General features: G+C 67.7%; 18 protein-coding genes (1 of these 18 cut by a window edge). 7 read left to right on the top strand and 11 right to left on the bottom strand.

What is annotated here, in order from left to right; translation table 11 throughout:
• Positions 1–96 carry the final stretch of a GtrA family protein gene (locus DPR14_RS07530; RefSeq protein WP_158044599.1) on the top strand. 306 nt of this gene lie to the left of the window's left edge, so the window shows 96 of its 402 coding nt (coding positions 307–402); the start codon falls outside the window, past its left edge; its stop codon occupies positions 94–96.
• A gap of 24 nt (positions 97–120) precedes the next feature.
• Here the strand turns inward: DPR14_RS07530 and DPR14_RS07525 are convergent, their stop codons facing one another.
• Both DPR14_RS07525 and DPR14_RS07520 read right to left on the bottom strand, forming a co-directional pair.
• Positions 121–843 (bottom strand): class I SAM-dependent methyltransferase, encoded by a 723-nt coding sequence (locus DPR14_RS07525; RefSeq protein WP_246148975.1) that lies wholly within the window; start codon positions 841–843, stop codon positions 121–123.
• 55 nt (positions 844–898) lie between these two features.
• Entirely contained in the window at positions 899–2,581 is a 1,683-nt protein-coding gene (locus DPR14_RS07520; protein WP_192499341.1) for a glycosyltransferase family 39 protein, read from the bottom strand.
• Positions 2,582–2,939: 358 nt separating this feature from the next.
• Between DPR14_RS07520 and DPR14_RS07515 the strand changes: the two genes are divergently transcribed.
• Positions 2,940–3,578, top strand: coding sequence for a DedA family protein (locus DPR14_RS07515; RefSeq protein WP_192499340.1), 639 nt, complete (start codon positions 2,940–2,942; stop codon positions 3,576–3,578).
• Here DPR14_RS07515 and DPR14_RS07510 read toward each other — a convergent pair.
• From DPR14_RS07510 to DPR14_RS07500, 3 genes are read right to left on the bottom strand one after another with little or no spacing between them, the layout of a single operon-like run.
• Positions 3,532–3,873 carry a DUF3253 domain-containing protein gene (locus DPR14_RS07510; protein WP_158044595.1) on the bottom strand — a complete coding sequence of 114 codons (342 nt, stop codon included), beginning with the start codon at positions 3,871–3,873 and terminating at the stop codon, positions 3,532–3,534. The genes DPR14_RS07515 and DPR14_RS07510 overlap by 47 nt on opposite strands.
• Before the next feature lie 9 nt (positions 3,874–3,882).
• Positions 3,883–4,218, bottom strand: coding sequence for a chaperone modulator CbpM (locus DPR14_RS07505; protein WP_158044594.1), 336 nt, complete (start codon positions 4,216–4,218; stop codon positions 3,883–3,885).
• Positions 4,215–5,189: a DnaJ C-terminal domain-containing protein gene (locus DPR14_RS07500; RefSeq protein WP_158044593.1), complete on the bottom strand. Its 975-nt coding sequence runs from the start codon at positions 5,187–5,189 to the stop codon at positions 4,215–4,217. The genes DPR14_RS07505 and DPR14_RS07500 overlap by 4 nt, the downstream gene beginning before the upstream one ends.
• Positions 5,190–5,362: 173 nt before the next feature.
• Between DPR14_RS07500 and DPR14_RS07495 the strand changes: the two genes are divergently transcribed.
• Positions 5,363–6,451, top strand: coding sequence for a S1C family serine protease (locus DPR14_RS07495; RefSeq protein WP_192499339.1), 1,089 nt, complete (start codon positions 5,363–5,365; stop codon positions 6,449–6,451).
• Positions 6,452–6,458: 7 nt separating this feature from the next.
• On the opposite strand, the gene DPR14_RS07490 is transcribed toward DPR14_RS07495, so the two are convergent.
• Positions 6,459–9,902, bottom strand: coding sequence for a transcription-repair coupling factor (locus tag DPR14_RS07490; protein WP_158044592.1), 3,444 nt, complete (start codon positions 9,900–9,902; stop codon positions 6,459–6,461).
• A gap of 170 nt (positions 9,903–10,072) precedes the next feature.
• Between DPR14_RS07490 and DPR14_RS07485 the strand changes: the two genes are divergently transcribed.
• Both DPR14_RS07485 and DPR14_RS07480 read left to right on the top strand, forming a co-directional pair.
• Positions 10,073–11,170 carry an efflux RND transporter periplasmic adaptor subunit gene (locus DPR14_RS07485; protein ID WP_158044591.1) on the top strand — a complete coding sequence of 366 codons (1,098 nt, stop codon included), beginning with the start codon at positions 10,073–10,075 and terminating at the stop codon, positions 11,168–11,170.
• A gap of 3 nt (positions 11,171–11,173) precedes the next feature.
• A complete protein-coding gene (locus DPR14_RS07480; protein WP_158044590.1) occupies positions 11,174–14,296 on the top strand; it encodes an efflux RND transporter permease subunit in 3,123 nt (1,040 codons plus the stop codon).
• 2 nt (positions 14,297–14,298) lie between these two features.
• On the opposite strand, the gene DPR14_RS07475 is transcribed toward DPR14_RS07480, so the two are convergent.
• From DPR14_RS07475 to mobB, 3 genes are all read right to left on the bottom strand, one after another.
• Positions 14,299–14,649, bottom strand: a complete 351-nt coding sequence (locus DPR14_RS07475; protein ID WP_192499338.1) for a response regulator — start codon at positions 14,647–14,649, stop codon at positions 14,299–14,301.
• A gap of 156 nt (positions 14,650–14,805) precedes the next feature.
• Positions 14,806–16,968: a putative bifunctional diguanylate cyclase/phosphodiesterase gene (locus tag DPR14_RS07470; protein WP_192499337.1), complete on the bottom strand. Its 2,163-nt coding sequence runs from the start codon at positions 16,966–16,968 to the stop codon at positions 14,806–14,808.
• A gap of 141 nt (positions 16,969–17,109) precedes the next feature.
• Positions 17,110–17,637 (bottom strand): molybdopterin-guanine dinucleotide biosynthesis protein B, encoded by a 528-nt coding sequence (gene mobB / locus DPR14_RS07465; protein WP_158044587.1) that lies wholly within the window; start codon positions 17,635–17,637, stop codon positions 17,110–17,112.
• 110 nt (positions 17,638–17,747) lie between these two features.
• Here mobB and sugE point away from each other — a divergent pair, with 110 nt between their 5' ends.
• A complete protein-coding gene (gene sugE, locus DPR14_RS07460) occupies positions 17,748–18,062 on the top strand; it encodes a quaternary ammonium compound efflux SMR transporter SugE (protein ID WP_158044586.1) in 315 nt (104 codons plus the stop codon).
• Positions 18,063–18,136: 74 nt separating this feature from the next.
• Here sugE and DPR14_RS07455 read toward each other — a convergent pair whose 3' ends face one another.
• The gene (locus tag DPR14_RS07455; protein ID WP_158044585.1) at positions 18,137–18,355 is read right to left on the bottom strand and encodes a hypothetical protein; all 219 of its coding nucleotides are present in this window, start codon (positions 18,353–18,355) and stop codon (positions 18,137–18,139) included.
• Positions 18,356–18,656: 301 nt separating this feature from the next.
• On the opposite strand from DPR14_RS07455, the gene DPR14_RS07450 reads away from it, so the two are divergent.
• Positions 18,657–19,112: a YccF domain-containing protein gene (locus DPR14_RS07450; protein WP_158044584.1), complete on the top strand. Its 456-nt coding sequence runs from the start codon at positions 18,657–18,659 to the stop codon at positions 19,110–19,112.
• A gap of 58 nt (positions 19,113–19,170) precedes the next feature.
• Here DPR14_RS07450 and DPR14_RS07445 read toward each other — a convergent pair whose 3' ends face one another.
• A complete protein-coding gene (locus tag DPR14_RS07445; RefSeq protein WP_158044583.1) occupies positions 19,171–19,602 on the bottom strand; it encodes a PRC-barrel domain-containing protein in 432 nt (143 codons plus the stop codon).
• Positions 19,603–19,650 lie beyond the last annotated feature (48 nt).

The following is a 19,650-nucleotide window of genomic DNA, read 5'->3' as shown; positions in this document are numbered from 1 at the left end:
CTGCTGGCCCAGATGAGCGCCACGGTGGCCGTCATGGTCTGGAGCTATGCCGGCAACCGCTGCTGGACCTTCGCAGCGGGAGACCCAGAAGCCTGACCCCATGCCGGTGTGGCGGCAGATCTATTCCGCCGCCGCCCTGGCCTGCTTCGACGGTTTATGCGCCCGGAACGCCTTCCGGTGATTACCGGGACCGATGTTGCGCGGTAGCACCGTCCCCTCGAAGCCGCCGGACCGCAATATGCCAAGCATTTCTTCCTCCCGGTACATGGCGAACCCAGCGCGGTTGCGCAGATCGCGGTAATTGGAGAAGAACATCCGGACCAGCCCGCCCAAAGCGGCCAGCAGGAAGCCGTTCTTTCGGGCAAAGGTCAGCTGGGACTTGGCATCGACATGGATCGGCGTGGCCGGATCGATCACGTCGGCGATGATCAACGCTCCATCGGGCTTCAGGACACGATGCCACAGGCGCAGGGCGTCCGACAATTCGTCCCGTGCCATGTACTGGACGACCGAGACCACGAGCACGAGATCCACGCTGGCAGCCGGCAGGTGACGCAGGCCGTTGCCGTCCAGGACCTTGATGCGCTGGTCACCCGCCAGCCGTTCCCGTACCCTCTCCCGAACCATCGGTGCGGCATCATACAGGTAAAGCGTCTCGCATCCATCGGCCACGCGGCTGGCACCCAAGGCATCGCCGCAGCCGAAATCCAGCACGATCTTGCCGCCTCCCGGCGGGACGAATTCCCGAAGGTCGCGGACGATACAATCGAAATGCGCGTCGACGTTCCGTTGATTCACATAGATCGCATTGGGGCGGTTCCAGAAATCGATCCATAGATCCACGCGCGTTTCCTCCATTCCGCTCATGGCAGGGCGCGCTTATCTCACCGCTCCTGCGTCAGTTCACCGGCTTGCCGACCCGCGCCACCGGCCGGCCGACCAGATCCCTGCGATCCTTGACCACGGCCAGGGGTGCGCCGAACCGGCTGACCTCGACGATCTGCTTCCCATCGGATGATTTGTCGCAGTCCGACAACGTCAGCGCAATGAAGAAATCCGCATCCCGCCGGTTCTCCGTCTGGACGAAGTTGGGCGGAAGGAAATAGAGGGCCGACGTCGGGTTCGCACAGACGAAAACCTTGTATCGCCCGCCGAGCCGCCCGCCGTTCTCCGCCTTCAGCTTGCTTTCGAGCATGTCGGTGGCTTCCGCCAGCGACGTTCCCCAATAATCCAATTCGAAGCGGCCTTCGGCCCCGGCCACGCCCCCGACGAACTGATTGTAGAAGATGTATTCCTGCGGATGCAGCCGGGCCATCGTCCAGACCTGGAATGCGACGGTGGCGCCGAGCGGCACGACCAAACCCCATTTGAGCCGCGGCCAAGCGGTGCCCGTCCAGGTCCAGGCGCGATCGAGCGCAAGGGCTGCGATCACCGTCAGCGGCGGCAGCATGAAGAGGAAATGGCGCATGCCGTTCAGCGCGAGAGGCCGCGCCACCATGAAATAGGCCAGCGGGAACAGCGCAGCCAGGACGAGAAGAGTCCACTTCAGCACGAACGCATCCGTCGCCCCGCGCGCCACGCTCCCGAGCCTCCCGTTCAGGAGCGAGGCCAAGGCGATCAGGGCAGCCGACGCGATGCCGGCCAGGACCAGTTCCGGCAGCTGGGTCCCCAGGAACAGGGGCAGGTAGTAGGACGGAAGATCGGTCGCCTTGATCATCTCGCCATTGACCAGGACGGACCCCGGCCACGGGAAATTGGAGAACACCGTCGCGGCACGGATCGGGTTCAAAGGCTCCTGCCAGGCCCAGGGCCAGAATGCCGCCATCGCCAGATACATCACCGGCAGCATGGGCAAGAACGACAGCGCCAGCGCGCCCGTGGTACGGGCCAGCTCCCGCCGGTCCGCTCCCCGCCCCGCGGCCAACACCAGGTACAGGACGAGAGCGGCGGCGAGATACAAACCGGCGAGCAACCCGACGATGCGGGTGCCGAGAGTGATCCCGAGCACCACTCCCAGGCCCAGCGCCGTGCGCAGCGGAACCCGCGGCACCGTCTCCATGGCGCGGCACATCAGGTACAGGGACCAAGTCATGCCGCAGGCGAAAGGAATATCCTTGGGATTGATGAACATGTGGCCGTAATAGGCCGGCGTCACGACCATCAGCAGAAGGGCCAGAAACCCTGCCCGCGGCCCGCCGAACAACCGCCCCAGGCGCCAGATGCCGGCAAGCCCGGCCAGCCCGACCAGTCCGCCCAGCAGATGCCGTGTCTCGTACTCACCGAAAGGCGAGACGGTGTTGACGGCGGCGGCGACCAGATCGAAGGATCCGCCATACAGGTACAGGTTGAAATGCACGAATACCGATCGGTCTTCGAACCCGCTCAGATAGAAGGACAGGATCTTCTTGCCGTAAGTGTTCTGGATCTCCTCGTCCCAGCTTATGCCATAATGCTGGAACGTGGCGGCGACCAGGACCAGCACGATCGCCAGGATGATCATCGACAGGGTATCGAACGTCGCCCAGCCGAAGGAGTCGGCAGGTCGGGAGCGCCCGTCGCCAAGACCAACGGTGCTGCGCACTGGTATCATCGGATAGCCCTTGCCCCAGGGAGATGGATGAGTCCGCCCGTTTCCCAGTTCTTCTTGATATCCCCGCCAAGGCGGGGGACCCGAACGGCGCCGGTTCATATCAGGTCCAGAGCCGCAGGCGCGCGAAATATCCGGGGAATATGCTAATTCCCCGTTAACTCCCCGCCCCGGAACCGGACCTCCGGAGAGGCGACCACAATCCGGCCGTAATTCAGGAATATGGCAAGGGCCGTCATCCCGGCCGGCCTCGACCGTCCGAAATTTCCGTTTCTCAAAGTTCAAAAGCGGGCGACCGGTACCGCCCAGGATGCGGGCCTGTCCCGCGCGAAGGATCCCGCAGCGGACCGTCATGGAAATATTCGACCTCATCCACCGCTACGGCGACCTGTTCTACGGCGTCGTGGCCGTCTGGACCTTCCTGGAAGGCGAGACCATCGTGATCTTCTCGGGCATCGCGGCCCGCGAGGGCGTGGTCAACCTCACCCTGCTGATCTCCTGTGCGTGGATCGGCAGCTTCCTGGGGGACCAGATGTATTTCATGCTCGGACGCCATGCCGGCGCCCGGATGCTGACCCGCTATCCCCGCTGGCAGCCGGGCGTGGACAAGGCCCTCGGCCTGCTGGAGAAGTACAGCACCGCCTTCATCCTGAGCTTCCGATTCATCTACGGCGTCAGGAACTTCAGTTCTTTCGCGATGGGAATGAGCACGTTGTCTTGGCGTCGTTTCGCCCTGCTCAACTTCGTCGCGGCCGGCATCTGGGCGGCGTGCTTCGCCGGCGCCGGCTATGCCGCGGGCGCGGCGCTCCAGCAGGTCGTGGGGGAAATGGCGACGGCCGTGACGGTCGGCCTGCTTGGCGTCTTCGTCCTGGTCGCGGCCGTCATGGGCCTGGTGTCGTGGCGCCGCAAGCGGGCGCTCGCCGCACCCGCCGTCGCGGCGGCGGTCAAGGCTGGGCCGGCGGCACTTTCCGCAGCCGAACGACGCCCTTGAAATTGTTCGGATCGACCGGCTCGCCCTTGCGGGTGATCTGCAGCCGGCCCTGGCGGGCCAGGTGGATCGCCTGCTGGCGAACCGCCGTCATGTATTTGTGCCAGCCGTCGGCCGGCATTCCGGGCGTCTTCGTGTCCTTGTAGAAGGCTTGCGCGACCTCCTGCGGGGACACGGACCCGCCATCCTCGATCATCGCCAGGATGCGTTCGGTGATCGGGTCGGGCTTCTGGTTCTTGCTGGCATCGTCGGTCATCGCGCGGTCATAGCAGACCCGCGGGGAACGGCCAAGGGCCATGCATCAGGCTCAGTCCCCATCGAGGGCCCGGCGCCTCAGCTCGGCCGCGACGGACCGGCGGACCTCCTCCGGCTGGGCCGCGACCGCATCGACCAGATGCCGGAGACGGCGGCGGGTGCCGTAAAGCTGGTCGAGCAGGCCGAGGACGACCGGCATCGCCTCGTCGTCGATCGCCATATCGTCGCGCATTTCGCAGATCAGGGTGACGCGGGCGACGTCCAGGTCGGTGAAGACATAGCCGCCGGCCTCGTGGTGCGGCCGGACCCAGCGCCGCTCGATCCACAGGATGAGGTCCCGCCGGTCGATCCGGCCGACAGTGGCAAGGACCTGTTCGAGCGCCATCATCGCGATTGCTCCAGGGTTTCGCGGGGATCCTGCGGGTGACTGTCGTACCAGCGCCGGATGAACTCCTCCAGTTCGGCGTCGGGCTGCCGGGGGAGGACCGGGCGCACCGTGACATACTGATCGCCGCGCTCGCCGCCGAGGGATGCCGGCACGCCCTTCCCCTTGAGCCGGAGCACGGTGCCGCTGTCGGCCCCTTTCGGGATGGTCATGGCGACCGCCCCGTCGATCGTCGGCACGCGGACCTTCGCCCCGAGCAGCGCCTCGGCCAGGGTCACCGGCAGGTCGATCCGGACATCGCGCCCCTCCCGGCGGAACACCGGATGGGGCTCGACCTCGATCCGGATCAGGGCGTCACCGGCCGGACCGCCGCCCAGCCCGGGTCCCCCCTGCCCTTTCAGCCGAACCGTCTGCCCGCTGTCGATGCCGGCCGGGATCTCGACCTCCAGCGTCCGGCCGTCGGGCAGCGTCAGGCGCTTTCGCGACCCTTTCGCCGCGTCGAGGAATGGGACGCGCAGGGAGTAATTGATGTCGCCGCCCCGCATGCGGAAGCCGCCGGTACCGGGGGCCCCGCCCGCTCCGCCCGGTCCGGCCCCGCCCGCTCCGGCGCCGCCCCGCCCGGCACCGCGATGGCTGAACAGATCGGCGAAGAAGCTTTCGATATCCTCGTTGTCGACGAAGTGCTCCTCCGTCCCGTAGCGGCCGCCGCCGCCCGCGTCGGCGAAGCCGCGGTAGAAGCTGCGCGGCGTCTCCGCACCGCTCGCGTCGATCTCCCCGCGGTCGAAACGGGCGCGCTTCTCGGGATCCGACAGCAGGGCGTATGCGACGGAGATGTCCTTGAAACGGGCCTCCGCGTCGGCTTTGCCCGGATTGATGTCGGGATGGAATTTCTTGGCGAGCTTGCGATACGCCTTGCGGATGTCGTCATCCGTCGCGCTCTTGGAAAGTCCCAGGATCTCGTATGGATCGGTCATCGAAGGCACCGGCGCCAAGGATTGGGTCTCCGTCGTATAACAGCGCGTTCCGCCCGCTCGTCACAACCGATCATTCGGCTGATCGGTTGCCGCCTTTGTGCTTGACCGCCAGCCCCTGCACCCCGTTTAAACACTTCCGGCCCCGTCGGGCCGACGTGGAGCGGGAGGGGCGGATGGGCGGGCAGCGGTTCTGGCGGTACATGCTGATCTGGGCGCTGCTGGTCGCGACGATCTGGATCGGCGACCGCTTCGTGCGCGGCGTATTCCTGACCGCCAGCGAACCGCGGGCGGTCACGGCGCGGGGATCACTGGCCGAGTCCGAGGAATCGACGATCTCCCTGTTCGACGCGACCGCGCCGTCGGTCGTCTACATTTTCACGGACCGCGCCGAAACGACCGGCGATCCCGGCGGCCGGGGGTCCCGCGGCGCCGGGTCCGGCTTCATCTGGGATGCCGCGGGCCATGTCGTCACGAACCATCACGTGGTCGAAGGCGCCACCCGCGTCGCCGTCCGGCTGGACAGCGGCGAGGCCGTGCCGGCGCGGGTGATCGGCATCGCCCCCAACAGCGATCTGGCAGTGCTGAGGCTGAGCGAGAACCGGGCGGCGCTCCGCCCGATCCCGATCGGAACCTCCGACGACCTGAAGGTCGGCCAATCGGTCTACGCCATCGGCAATCCCTTCGGGCTGACCCGCAGCCTCAGCACCGGCGTGATCAGCGCGCTGGAGCGGCGGCTTCCGGCCGGCAGCGGGCGGGAGATCGCCGGCGTGATCCAGACCGACGCGGCGATCAACCCCGGCAACTCGGGCGGCCCGCTGCTCGACAGCGCCGGCAGGCTGATCGGCGTCAACACCGCCATCCTGTCCGGGTCGGGCAGCTTCGCCGGGATCGGCTTCGCGGTGCCGGCCGACACCGTGAACCGGATCGTGCCCAAGCTGATCCAGGACGGCCGGGTGCCGACCCCCGGAATCGGCATCCGCGTGGCGCCCGAGCAGGTCGGGGCCCAGCTCGGCGTGACCGGGGTGGTCATCGCCGAGGTGATCCTGGGGTCGGCAGCCGATCGCGCCGGCCTGCGAGGCTTCGACCCATCCGGACGGCGGGCGGGCGACGTCATCACCCATGCCGACGGACACCCGGTCGCGACCCTGGCGGAACTCGCGACCCAACTGGAACAGACCGGCGTCGGGCATCCGGTGACGCTGACGATCTGGCGCGAAGGGCGGACGTTCACCGTCGACGTGACGGTGATCGATATCTCCTGAGCCGGCTTTACCCGCCGGCCAAGTCGCGCAGCAGCCTTCGGGCCGCGTCGAGCCGTGCCGAAGAATTCTCCGCCAGCGGAACGACCAGGCTGCCGTCGTCGCGGTGCCGGGCGCCTTCGTTGCGCCTGAGGAACATCTTCAACCCCTCAGGCTCGCGCCGGAACATGATCAGGGCGCCGCGCGGCCCGACGTCGAGCTGTTCGACCCCGGCATCCCGGCACAGGCGCTTCAGTTCGCCGAGGCCGAACAGGGTACCGACCTCCGGCGGGATCGGGCCGTGGCGCCGCGCGAGATCCTCCATGAAGGCGCTGGCCGCTTCGGCCGTCTCGAGCGCCGCGATGGAGCGATAGAGCGCCATGCGCTCGTCCAGATCGGCGACGTAGGTTTCGGGGATCAGCACGGGCATGCCGAGCGAGATCCGGGGCGTCCAGAACTCCTCCGGCTCCTTGCCGCCCTGGACCGCCTCGACCGCCTGCCTGAGCATCTCCTGGAACAGGTCGACCCCGACGGCCCGGATGCTGCCGGACTGCTCCTCGCCCAGCAGGTTGCCGCCGCCGCGCAGTTCCAGGTCCTGGCTGGCGACGTTGAACCCGGCCCCCGGATCGGTCAGCATGGCGATGGCGTCCAGGCGGCCGCGCGCCGCTTCCGAAAGGTCGGCTTCCGACTCCACGGTCATCCAGGCATAGGCCCTGGTGCTGCCGCGCCCGACCCGGCCGCGGAGTTGGTGGAGCTGCGCCAGGCCGAACATGTCGGCCCGGTGGACGACCAGCGTGTTGGCGTTGGGGATGTTCAGCCCGGCCTCGATGATGTTGGTCGCCAGCAGGATATCGGCACCGCCGCGCACGAAGGCGGTGATCGCGTCGTCGAGCTCCTCGGGCGCCATTTTGCCGTGGGCGCGTAGCACCCGAAGGTCGGGAACCAGGGCACCCAGCCGCTCGCCCACCAGGTCGAGGTCGGCGAGGCGGGGACAGACGTAGAAGCTCTGGCCGCCGCGCTCCCGCTCGCGCAGGAGCGCCTGGCGGATGATATCGCCGTCGTAGGTCAGGACGCGGGTACGGACCGGCTGACGTTCCACGGGGGCCGTGCCGATCAGGCTGAGGTCGCGAAGCCCGCCTAGCGCGAGCTGGAGCGTGCGAGGGATCGGGGTCGCCGTCATGGTCAGGACATGGACGCCCTCGGCGATGTTCTTCAGGCGCTCCTTCTGCTTGACGCCGAGCCGCTGCTCCTCGTCCAGGACCAGCAGGCCGAGGTCCCTGAACCGGACGGACTCGCTCAACAGGGCCTGGGTGCCGACCGCGATGCGGGCATGCCCGCCGGCGATCCGCTGCCGGGCAGCCTTCGCCTCGTCCGCGGCGGTGCCGCCGGTCAGCTCCACGATCTCCATCCCGAAACTGGCGAAACGCTCGCGGAACTCGTCGGCATGCTGCCTGGCGAGCGGCGTGGTCGGTGCCACCACCGCGACCTGCCGGCCGGCGGCCGCCACCGCGAAGGCCGCGCGCAACGCGATCTCGGTCTTGCCGAATCCGACGTCGCCGACCACCAGCCGGTCCATCACCTTGCCCGACGCGAGGTCAGCCAGCACGTCGTCGATCGCCGTCTGCTGATCTTCCGTCTCGGTGTAGGGGAACCGGCCGCTGAACCGGCGGTAGGCGGCAGGGTCCGGCACGATCGGATCGACCTTGGCGAGCGACCGCTTCGCCGCCGTGGCGATCAATTCGCGCGCCGCGTCGCGCAGGGTCTCGCGCATCCGCTCCAGACGGTTGGGCCAGGCGGTACCACCCAGCTTGTCCAGCTGGATCGTCTCTCCGGGCGTGCCGAACCGCCACAGCAGGTCGACGTTCTCGACCGGGACGAACAGCTTGTCGCCCTGGCGGTAGACCAGGCGCAGGCAGTCGTGAGGCGCGCCGCCGGCGTCGATCGTCTCCAACCCTTCGCACAGGGCCACGCCGTGATCGGCATGGACCACCAAGTCGCCCAGGGCGATCGGCGGCACGTCGGGAAGCAGGGCGTCGCGCCCGGCATCGGCGGTTCCGCCGGTCCGGCGTCGATCGGATCCGATGATGTCGGCCCGCGCGATGACGCGGATGCCGCCGACCTCGAAGCCGGCCGGCACCGGCAGGGTCGCCACCGCCGCATCGCCGGCGCCGGTTTCGTCCCATGTCTCCGCCGTAGGCATCTCCGGCATCCCGATCCGCCGTCTCAGCGGCGCATGCTGGACGTCGCGCTCGACGGCGAACAGGACCCGTGCGTCGCCGGCGCGGAGACCGCGGACATGCCGGGCCAGATTCTGTGCGCCCTCGTCGTCGTGGAAGCGTGGACCGGGACGGCCCCCGGCGTCCAGAACGTCCTCTCCCGGCTGCGGCGGCGCCGCGCGGAACACGAGGACCGCACGGGGTTCCAGGCAAACGTCCCAGGCTTCCGCATCTACGAAAACCTGCTCGGGCGGCAGCGGGTGGAAGGCCGGCAGATGGACCTTCTCCTCGATCGTGCCCATCGCCTTGCGCGCCTGGAAAGCGTCGGCGACCTGCTCCAGATAATCGTCGCGGTAGGATTCCACCCCGTCGTCCAGGGTGACGGGGCAGCCCGGAAGGTATTCGCACAGGGTTTCGGTGCCGCCGTAGAACAGCGGCAGCCAGTGCTCCATTCCGGTGAGCCGCCTGCCCTGCCCGACCGCCTCGAACAGGGGATCGACTCCCTCGACCCGCCCGAACTGCTCCTGGTAGTTCGTCTGGAAGCGGGCGATGCTCTCGTCGGTCAGGACCACCTCGGACAGGGGCGGCAGTTCCAGCCGCTCCAGCTCCTGACCGCCGGCACCGCCACGCCGGACCGCGTCCAGGGTGCCGTTCAGAAGTTCCAGCGTGATCGGTGCCCGCTGGCCGGGCGGAAGGATCTCCACCCGGTCGTCGTCCCACAGGAAATCGCCGGCTTCCCGGACCGCTTCGGCCGGCGAGTATCCGTTCCGCAGCAGGAAACGCCGCAGAGGCTCCTCGATATCGTCCTCCAGGGCCGCCCGGAAGGTCGATGCCTCGAGCACGCCCTGCGGCGGGAGCCGGCGCAGGAAAGCTGCGGCCGTCGCCAGGATCAGCCTCGGCCCGCCGGCCGGCCGGCCCAGTTTCAGCAAGGTGTCGACCCGCCGGGCGGCGACCGCCGCGGAGGGGGAGCGCCGCTCATAGGGTCCGCAGTCCCAGCTCAGCAGCGGGAACACCTCCAAACCAGGCGCGAAGAAGGCCAGGGCGCGGCGCAGCCGCAGCAACCGGCGGTGGTCGCGGACGATGTGGAGAAGGCCGGCGGAGTCCGCGCGCCGCGCCAGATCGCCCAGAATCATCCCGTCCAGGCCCTCGGGCGCACCTGCGACGGTTCGACGTCCCGGCCGGTCGAGTTCGAGTTCCAGGTTGCCGAACAAGCGCGCGTCATGGCCAGGGGCGAGGTCCGCGTCAAGATTGTGGTCCATGGACAGGGCGAACCTGCTATTGTTGCAAGAAATATCGAGCTTTCGCGATCCGATCGGGACGGCAGCCTGTCCCGGCGGGAACCGGACAACAGGCCCTTTTTTCGATTGTTCCTGCTGCAGCCTCCAACAATCCAACCTCCACCGGCCCGGTACGAACGGACCAGGATACCATGCGACTGATCTGGCAGATTCTCCTGATCGCGGGGCTGGGCGGCGGCGCCGCGGGCGTCTGGTACGGCACCCCTGCTCTGCACCGGAACGCACCGCAGGCGGCGGCGCCCGACCGGGCCGCCCGGCCGGTCAACGTGGTCGCGGCGCCCGCCCGGATCGGGGAGATCGCGACCGTGGCCGAGGCGGTCGGCACGCTGCGCGCCAACGAGGCGGTCACGGTGAATTCCAAGCAGACCGGCATCATCCGCGCGATCCGGTTCGACGAGGGCCAGTGGGTCGAGCGGGGATCGGTCCTGATCGAACTGGACGATGCGGAGGCCCGCGCCCAGCTCGCCGTCGCCGAAGCCGACCGGCGCAATGCCCGGCAGCTTCTGGAGCGCTCCCGCACCCTGCTGACCCGGCAGGCCGTCGCGGAGGCCCGAGTGGACGAGCTGACCGCGGCCCTGGACCGGGCGGACGCCGCGGCGCGCGGCGCGCGCGCCCGGCTCCAGGAGCTTGTCGTGACGGCACCCTTCGCCGGGCAGACCGGCCTGCGCCGGGTCAGTCCCGGCGCGCTGGTGACGAGCGGGACGGCGATCACGACGCTCGACGACATTCGGACGGTGAAGCTGGACTTCCGCGTGCCGGAGGCGGCGCTGGCCGCGCTCCGGCCGGGGCTCGCCGTGTCCGCCAGGAGCCCGGCCTTTCCCGGCGAGATCTTCACCGGCGTGGTCACCGTCATCGACACGCGGGTCGATCCCGTGACCCGGGCGGTCGAGGTGGTGGCGGCCCTGCCCAACGACCAGCTGCGCCTGCGGCCCGGCATGTTCATGAATGTCGGCCTGACCCTGTCGTCCCGCGCCGGGGCCGTGCTGATCGCGGAGGAGGCGCTGGTCCCGCTGGGCGAGCGCCAGTTCGTCTTCGTCGTGACCGACGGCCGCGCCCGGCGCCGGGCCGTCACGATCGGCCAGCGCCACGACGGCATGGTCGAGGTCGTGGAGGGCGTGAACGCCGGCGAGCTGGTCGTCGTCCGCGGCACCCAGCGGGTACGCGACGGCGCCCCGGTGGAGGCGGAACAGGAGCCCCCCTCCGCCGGGCGTCCGGCTGCCGGGAGCTGAGCCATGGTGCTTTCCGACATCTCGATCCAGCGCCCGGTGCTCGCCGTCGTGCTCAACGCCCTGCTGGTGGTCTTCGGCATCTTCGCCTTCACCAAGCTCCCGGTGCGCGAGTATCCCAGCGTCGATCCGCCGGTCGTCTCGATCAGCACCAATTACGAGGGCGCGTCGGCCGAGGTGATCGAGACCCAGATCACCCAGATGATGGAAGGCGCCGTCAGCGGCGTCGAGGGGATCAAGACGATCCGCTCGACCAGCCGCGAAGGGTCGTCCAACGTCCGGATCGAGTTCCTGCTGACCCGCGACATCGAGGGAGCCGCCAACGACGTGCGGGACCGCGTCTCGCGCGCCGCCCGCAGCCTGCCGGACGAAGCCGACGCTCCCGTCATCGCCAAGGTGGACAGCGACAGCTCGCCGATCCTGTGGGCGACCCTGACCAGCGAACAGCTCAGCCGGCTGGAGCTGACCGACTATGCCCGGCGCGTCCTGGTCGACCGGATCACCGCCGTCCCGGGCGTCGCCGACGTGCGGATCAGCGGGCAGCGGATCTACGCGATGCGGGTCTGGCTGGACCGCAACGCGCTGGCGGCGCGCAACCTGACCGTCCAGGACGTCGAGACCGCGCTCCGCCGGGAGAACGCGGAGCTGCCGGCCGGCCGCATCGAGTCGGCACAGCGCGAGTTCACCGTCCGCACCGACACCAGGCTGTCTCGGGCCGAGCAGTTCTCCCGCATCGTCATTTCCCAGCGGAGCGGGAACTTCATCCGGCTGGGCGACGTGGCGCGGATCGAGCTGGGGACCCGCGACGACCGCGGGGACTACACCGTCAATGCGCGCGCGGCAGTCGGCCTGGGCGTCACCAAGCAGGCGACCGCCAACACGATGGATGTGGCGGAAGGCGTCAAGGCGCTGCTCCGGCAGGTCGGCACAACCCTGCCCGCCGACGCGGCGATCGACGTCTCGTTCGACGAGAGCGTGTTCATCGCAGAGTCGATCTACCAGGTGTTCCACGCGCTGACGATCGCGCTGGGCCTGGTGGTCCTGGTCACCTGGGTGTTCCTCCGCGACCTGCGCGCCACGGTCATCCCGGCCGTCGCCATCCCGGTGTCGATCGTCGCCGCCTTCACCGTGCTGGCGGCGCTCGGCTATTCGATCAACGTGCTGACCCTGCTGGCTCTGGTGCTCGCGATCGGGCTGGTGGTCGACGACGCGATCATCGTGGTCGAGAATGTCAGCCGCCGGATCGACCTGGGCGAGCCGCCGCTGCTGGCGGCCTACCGCGGCGCCGGGCAGATCGGCTTCGCGGTGATCGCGACCACGGCGGTGCTGATCGCGGTGATCTTCCCGCTCGTCCTTCTGCAGGATACGGTCGGCCGCTTCTTCAAGGAATTCGCGGTCACGCTCGGAGCCGCGGTCGCCTTCTCGGCGTTGGTGGCGCTGACGCTGACGCCGATGATGTGCTCGCAGGTGCTTCGCGGCCAACACGGCGGGGTGGTGTTCCGCCTCACCGAGCGGTTCTTCGACGGCATGACCCGGGTCTACTCCAGGCTCCTCGACGGCGTGCTGGCCGCACCCGTTCTGATGCTGGCGCTGCTCGGCGCGCTGACCGGCGCGACCTGGTACCTGTTCACCCTGGTGCCGCAGGAGTTCACCCCGCCGGAAGACCGCGGCAGTTTCCGCATCACGGTGACGGCGCCGGAAGGCGCCAGCCAGGACTATACCCGGCGGGAGATGGGCGCGGTGGAGGGTATCCTGGCGCCCTACCGGGAAAGCGGGGAGATCGCAAGCGTGCTGGCGATCCTCAACCCCGGCTGGGGCGGCCAGACCGGCGTCAACCGGGCGACGATCCAGGTCCGGCTGGCGCCCTGGGACCGGCGCGTCCGGTCGCAGGCGGAGCTGATGGCGGAACTGCGCGGCAAGCTGCAGGCGGTGCCGGGCGCCCGCGTCGCCGCCTTCGCGGGAGGCGGCATCGCGCGGAGCGGCGCGCTCAACCAGGTGCAGATGGTCCTGGGCGGCAGCAGCTACGAGGAACTGGCGGTTTGGCGAGATCTGCTGATAGAGCGTCTGCGCGACGAGCCCGGATTCGGCACGATCCAGGCGAACTACGACGAGACCAAGCCGCAGCTCCGCGTCACGGTTGACCGCGACCGCGCCGCCGACCTGGGGCTCGGCACGCGGGACATCGGCGAAACCCTGGAGACGCTGGTCGGCGGACGCGCCGTCACCCGCTTCACCGACCGCGGCGAGGAATACGACGTGATGGTCCAGGCCACGGCCAGCGACCGCGCCGACCCGCGCGACCTGTCGAACATCTTCCTGCGCGCCGGATCATCGGAAAAGCTGGTGCCGCTCTCCAGCGTCGTGACCGTCCGGGACGTCGCCGGCCCCAGCGAGCTGGGCCGGGTCGACCGGCTGCGCGCGATCACGGTCACGGCCAACCTGGAAGGCATCGCCATGGGCACCGCCATCGACGTGGTGCGGAGGGCGGCGGCCGAGGTGCTGCCGGGGCAAGTGAGGCTGAGCTTCGACGGCTCGGCGCGCGAGCTTCAGGAATCAAGCGCCGCGATCTATTTCGCGTTCGGCATGGCCTTGCTGATCGCCTTCCTGGTGCTGGCTGCCCAGTTCGAAAGCTTCACCCTGCCCTCCATCGTCATGCTGACGGTGCCGCTGGCCCTGTTCGGCGGCCTGGCGGCGATCGTCGCGACCGCCATGACGCTGAACATCTACACCCAGATCGGGCTGGTAATGCTGATCGGCCTGATCGCCAAGAACGCCATCCTGATCGTCGAATTCGCCAACCAGATGCGCGACGAGGGCAGGGCCATGGACGTGGCGATCCGGGAGGCCGCCGCGACCCGGCTGCGCCCGATCCTGATGACCAGCATCGCCACGGTGTTCGGCGCGGTGCCGCTCGCCATGGCGGAGGGCGCCGGCGCGGAGAGCCGGATGGCGATCGGCTTGGTGATCGTCGGCGGCGTCTCGGTCGGGTCGCTGCTGTCGCTGTTCGGCACGCCCCTGCTCTACAGCCTGCTGGCGCGTCGTCTTCAGCCGATCGGCCGGATTCGCCGGCGCATCCAGGAATTGGAGCTGCAGCACGCCAAACCGAAGGAAGACGTACCGGCCGAGTAGACTCAGCTGGCGATGCCCAATGCGGGATGGGACGCCGAGGCGACGGCGCGAATCGCCTCCAGGACGGGCCTGCCGTCGCCTCCCTTCGTCAGGTAACGCCGGGCCCCCGCGGCGAAAGCGCTTTCCACGGCAGCGCGCTCGCTCAGGCCGCTGAAGACGATCACCGGCACCTCCGGATGGGCATCGGTCAGCTCACGCAGGGCGGCCAGCGGTTCCTTGCCCGGCATGGTGAGATCGAGCAGGACGGCGTCGGGACGGAGTTCGGCGACCGTATCGAGAAGTTCATCGGCGGAGTACAGGCAACCGACGCAGTTCATGTCCGCCGTAGCGTCGATGGTCGCCTGCGTCGCCATGACGATTATCACATTGTCGTCGACACAGAGTACCTTGATCGGGTGGCTCCTCGCCATTCAGCATCCCTCATCCGAACAGTTCTGTCTTGCTCGGATGACATATAACGATCGGTAAAATTATGCAAGCGGGTGCTCCACGGCGGATGCTCTCGGCCTTTAGGCATAGGTGGAGTACCCGGCGAGCAGCTTCATCAGGTCTGGGCCGGCGATCGGCCGGCTGAAGAGGTAGCCCTGGATCTCGTCGCAGCCCAGGCGGCGCAGATGCGCCAGCTGCTGTTCGGTCTCGACCCCCTCGGCGACGATCCGCCGGGACATGGAATGACCCATGTCGATCACCGCGCGCACGATCTCCGCGTCTTCGGCGCCTGTGGCGATGTCGGTGATCAGGGAGCGGTCGATCTTGATGGTCTCCAGCGGCATCAGCTTCAGATAGCTGAGCGAGGAGTAGCCGGTGCCGAAATCATCGAGCGCCAGATGGACTCCCATGTCGGCCAGTTCCTGGAGAAGCTGGACGACCTCGACGCTGTCCTTCATCACGACACTTTCCGTGATCTCCAGCTCGATGTCGTCGGGCTTCAGCCCGGTCCGCTCCAGGATGTCGATAAGGGTGGCTGGAAACGAGGGCCGGATCTGACGGACCGACAGGTTGATCGCCATGCGGATCTTCGAGAACCCCCGGTCGATCAGCAACCGGCACTGGCGGCAGGCGGTTTCCAGGACCCATTCGCCGACGGGAATGATCAGTCCCGTCTCCTCCAGGACCGGGACGAAGGAGGCCGGCGAGACATTGCCGAGTTCGGTGCTGCGCCAGCGCAGCAGGGCCTCGCACCCGCAAACCGTCCAGCTCTTGAGATCGACCTTGGGTTGGAACACCAGCGAGAACTCGCCCCTATCGAGCGCGCGGGCCAGGCCCGACTTGATGGCGATCCGGGTATTCACCTCGGCATCGAGATCGGATGTGTAGAAGCATTTGTGCGGCGGCTCCGCCTCGCGGGCGCTCCACAGCGCGGCGTCGGCGTTGCGCATCAGAATGTCGGAATCGACTCCGTCGCCGGGAAAGGTTGTGATCCCGAGGGCGGGAGAAAGCTTTACCTCGATCCCATCCAGTTCGACGGGAGCTTCGAAGGCCGCCACGATCCGGTCGGCCAGCACGCCGATGCGGGCGGACTGGTCGATGGAGGGGGCGAGCACCCCGAATTCCGACGCCTCCAGCCGGGCCAGCGTGTCGGTGGACCGCAGGCAACCGGCCAGCCGCCGGGCAGCCTCCAGGATCGCCTGGTCGCCGGCGGCGCGGCCCATGCTGTCGATCACCATGCGGAATCCCAGCAGGTCGATAAGCAGTAGCCCGCCGTGTCCGCCATCCTGCCGGCGCTCCTCCGCGGCGATGGACAGCCGTTCGGTGAACAGGGTCCGGTTGGGCAGCAGGGTCAGGGTGTCGTAGAGCGACTGGCGCCGGATCAGCGTCTCGAAATGGGAACGTTCGGTGATGTCGCGGGCGATCGCGACGAAGACGGGCGGCGTCTCGTTGCGCAGCAGTTGAACCCTTACCTCGACCTGGTAGGTCGAGCCGTCGAGGCGCTGGTGGAAGGTCTCGTAGCAGACCTCGTCCATGGTGCCGTCCTGGAGCGGACGGAGCAGTTCGGCGAAAGCCTCCTCGCCGAACTCGAACTTCAGGTCCATCGGCGTCATGCGCATCATCTCTTCGGCCGAGTAGCCCAGATTCTCGCGCGCCTGCCGGTTGACCAGCACGAATCGATGGTTCTCGGCATTGAAGACGAATATCTCGTTGATCGACTGCTCGATGATGCGGCCGAACCGCGCGGTCTGCTGTTCGGCGCGGGTCCGCTCCGTGATGTCGCGCAGGACGACGACATAGGCTCCGCCGCCGTCCAGGCTGACCCAGGCGATCGAGGCTTCGGCCGGGAACTCGGTCCCGTCGCGCCGCATCCCGCAGATCTGCCGACGCTCGCCCATCAGCCTGGAGCCGTCGGAATGAAACCGGAATTCACCCATCTGCCGGCCGTGCTGGGACCTGTAGCGCTCCGGCAGCAGCATGTGGACCGATCGCCCGATCACGTCGGCGGTGTCGTACTGGAAAATCCGTTCCGCCGCCCGGTTGAACAGGACGATCCGGAAGGACTCGTCGATCACTACGAAGGCGTCCCCCGCCAAGTCCAGGATCGCGTAAAGCGGAGTTTCATGGAGGGCCGTGCGCGGCGTCAAAAGCCCCTGGAAGCCGACCGACGAAGCCGAGTCGTCCGCCATCGGAGCGCCGGGACTTCCGTCCTCCTCGTGCCCGACGTCAGACAGGGTCGTCATCAGCATCTCCTCATGCAACACGCGCAGCAAACCCGCGCGCCACAACCAAGCGGCGGCAAAACCGAACTCGACACGTAATGATACGTTTGTCCGGCGGGGAATCAATCGGTTTCAGAAGAGAAACAATCGACCCCTCCGGTGCTAATTACCCGTATCGGCTGCGTTGTTGCGAGACCCTATGCTGCACTGCGTCACTAGGAAGCGGGCTATCGCGGCGGGCTGGTTGAGATCGAGCACGGGGATGGTCACTTCGGGGACGGGACCGTCGCAGGCGACCGCAACGACGGACGGATCCTCAAGCGCCAGCAGCGGCTTGCCGGTAGCGCGGCGGAACACTTCCAGCTTGGAGTGCGGCGAGCGCTTGAAGCCCTCGATGAGCAGAAGATCGACCGGCGTCATGTGCCGGACAAGCTCCTCGATCGAAGGCTCCGGTTCCCCTCGATTCTCGTGCATCAGGGCCCAGCGGTTGGCCGACGTGATCAACACCTCGGAAGCCCCAGCTTGGCGGTGGTTGAAGGAGTCCTTGCCCGGCTGGTCGACGTCGAACGCGTGATGGGCGTGCTTCATGGTGGAAACGCGCAGGCCCAGGGCGATCAGTTCGGGCAAGAGACGGACCATGAGCGTTGTCTTGCCGCTGCCGCTCCAGCCGGCGATGCCGAATATCTTCATGGTGGATCCGTTGCTGCGATCGTGCCGCAGATTAGGACGGCGAAGTCCTATCCGCTACGGTGAAGGTCGGCGGCCTTCGCCGAAACATGGAAAAGGAAGAAGGAAAGACGATGGCGTGGGTCATCCTGTTCGTTGCCGGACTGTTGGAGACCGGCTGGGCGATCGGACTCAAATATACGGAAGGCTTCTCGCGCCTGTGGCCGAGCCTCTGGACCGTGGCCGCCATGGCCGCCAGCATGGTCCTGCTGGCCTATGCGTTGAAGACGCTGCCGATCGGTACCGCCTACGCGGTCTGGACGGGTATCGGGGCCTTCGGTACCGCCGTGCTCGGCATCGTGCTGTTCGGCGAGCCGGCGACGGCCGGACGATTGGCCTCCCTGGGGATGATCGTCGCCGGCATCATAGGGCTGAAGCTGGTCGATTGAGAGGCGAAGGGCCGGGCGGACGCCGATCGGTGCCCGCCCTGCCGGTCCTGAGACCTGAAACCAGGATGCTCGTGTCAGGCGGCCAACCGGATCAAGCGGCTACTGTCGCCCTCCGCGGCGGCATCGGCGCGGGTGCGAAGCGCGCGGTGCCGCTGGTCGACGAACTCACGGAACAGGCCCTTGTCGGCCAGGATCTCCTGGGCGCGGGCAGCTTTGCGGGGATCGGGGTTGCCGGTGAGGCGGCGCAGGGTGTTGGCCGCAATCCGAAACTCGACAGCGAGGTTGCGCGTCATCGTCACATCCTTTCAATTCTCTTTTCAGAGGCGGACGGACGATGAGAAAACGCCCGGCCGCCTAGCTAGTCGGACCGTTGTCGCTCACGCGAAACTCCAGGGTAGAGTGCGGACACGGCAGCCGAAGCCGTCGTTCCATGCACGGATAAACAGAGCAATAGGCCGTTTCGTTCGCCGAAGCAACCATCTTACGACCTTATTGCCGCCGATCTTTCGTCGTAGGGACCCGTTTGCAACAGGGGGTGTCAAGCCATGGAAACGTCCTGAATTCTCCCCATATCTGCGGCAAAGGAGAGATTTCATGAACCCTGTCAGCCTTATCCTGAACATCCTGTGGATCGTCACGGGCGGCATCTGGATGGCTGCGGCCTGGCTGTTCGCCGCGTTGATCATGGCGATCACGATCATCGGCCTGCCCTGGGCACGTTCGGCGTTCAACATCGCCAGCTATACCCTGATGCCGTTCGGACGCACCGCCGTTTCCCGCGACGAGTGGGACGGCCGGGAAGACCTGGGCACCAGCCCGCTCGGCTTCGTCGGAAACCTGATCTGGTTCCTGCTCGCCGGCTGGTGGCTGGCGCTGGGCCATGTGCTGACCGCCATAGCATTGGCGCTGACCATTATCGGGATCCCGTTCGCCTGGGCTCACCTGAAGCTGGCGATCATCTCGCTGTGGCCGATCGGCAAGCGGATCGTCTACAACGAGGAGCTTGAGGAACGCGCCCGGGCGGGTTACCGGGTGCCGGGGACCCTGTAAGCCGGGCCCCCCCGCAAGCCGAAGACGCAAGCCGAAGGTATCGTCGCCGGAAAGCGCCTCAGCGCAGCGGGCGGATATTCGACTCGATGCCGGCCGCGGCCGGCACGTCCGGATCGTACCGCTGCATCTCCTCGAGTTGTGCCTGGGTCTTGTCGATCACGGCCAGGCTGTTGTCGTCGCTCAGTACGACCTCGTTCCAGGGGACGGCGACCTGCCGCTCCCCGAGGCCGGCCACCCCGCCCCATTCCAGGACGACGTAGTCGATACGCCCGTCGGGCGCGATCAGCAGGTTCTCTATCGTGCCGACCTTGCGGCCGTCGGCCGCCACAGCATCCGTGCCGATCAGGCTTTCGACCTCGTTGTTGGTCGCCAGCGGCCCTTCCTGCGCCGGCATGTCCTCGTGGGTCGCGGGGCTGGTCGCCTGCTGTGCCCAGGCCGGTACGGTGAAGGCCAGGAAGCAGGCGGCGGCAAGGGTGACGGGCGTACGCATGGCGGATCTCCGAAGTCTGCATGGAAAGGTTTTTTGCAACCCCAACCC

The sequence above is a fragment of the Skermanella pratensis genome, assembly GCF_008843145.1.
Classification (GTDB): domain Bacteria; phylum Pseudomonadota; class Alphaproteobacteria; order Azospirillales; family Azospirillaceae; genus Skermanella; species Skermanella pratensis.
Note: the sequence above shows the minus strand (reverse complement) of the source record. Positions and strands in the feature narration are given on the sequence as shown.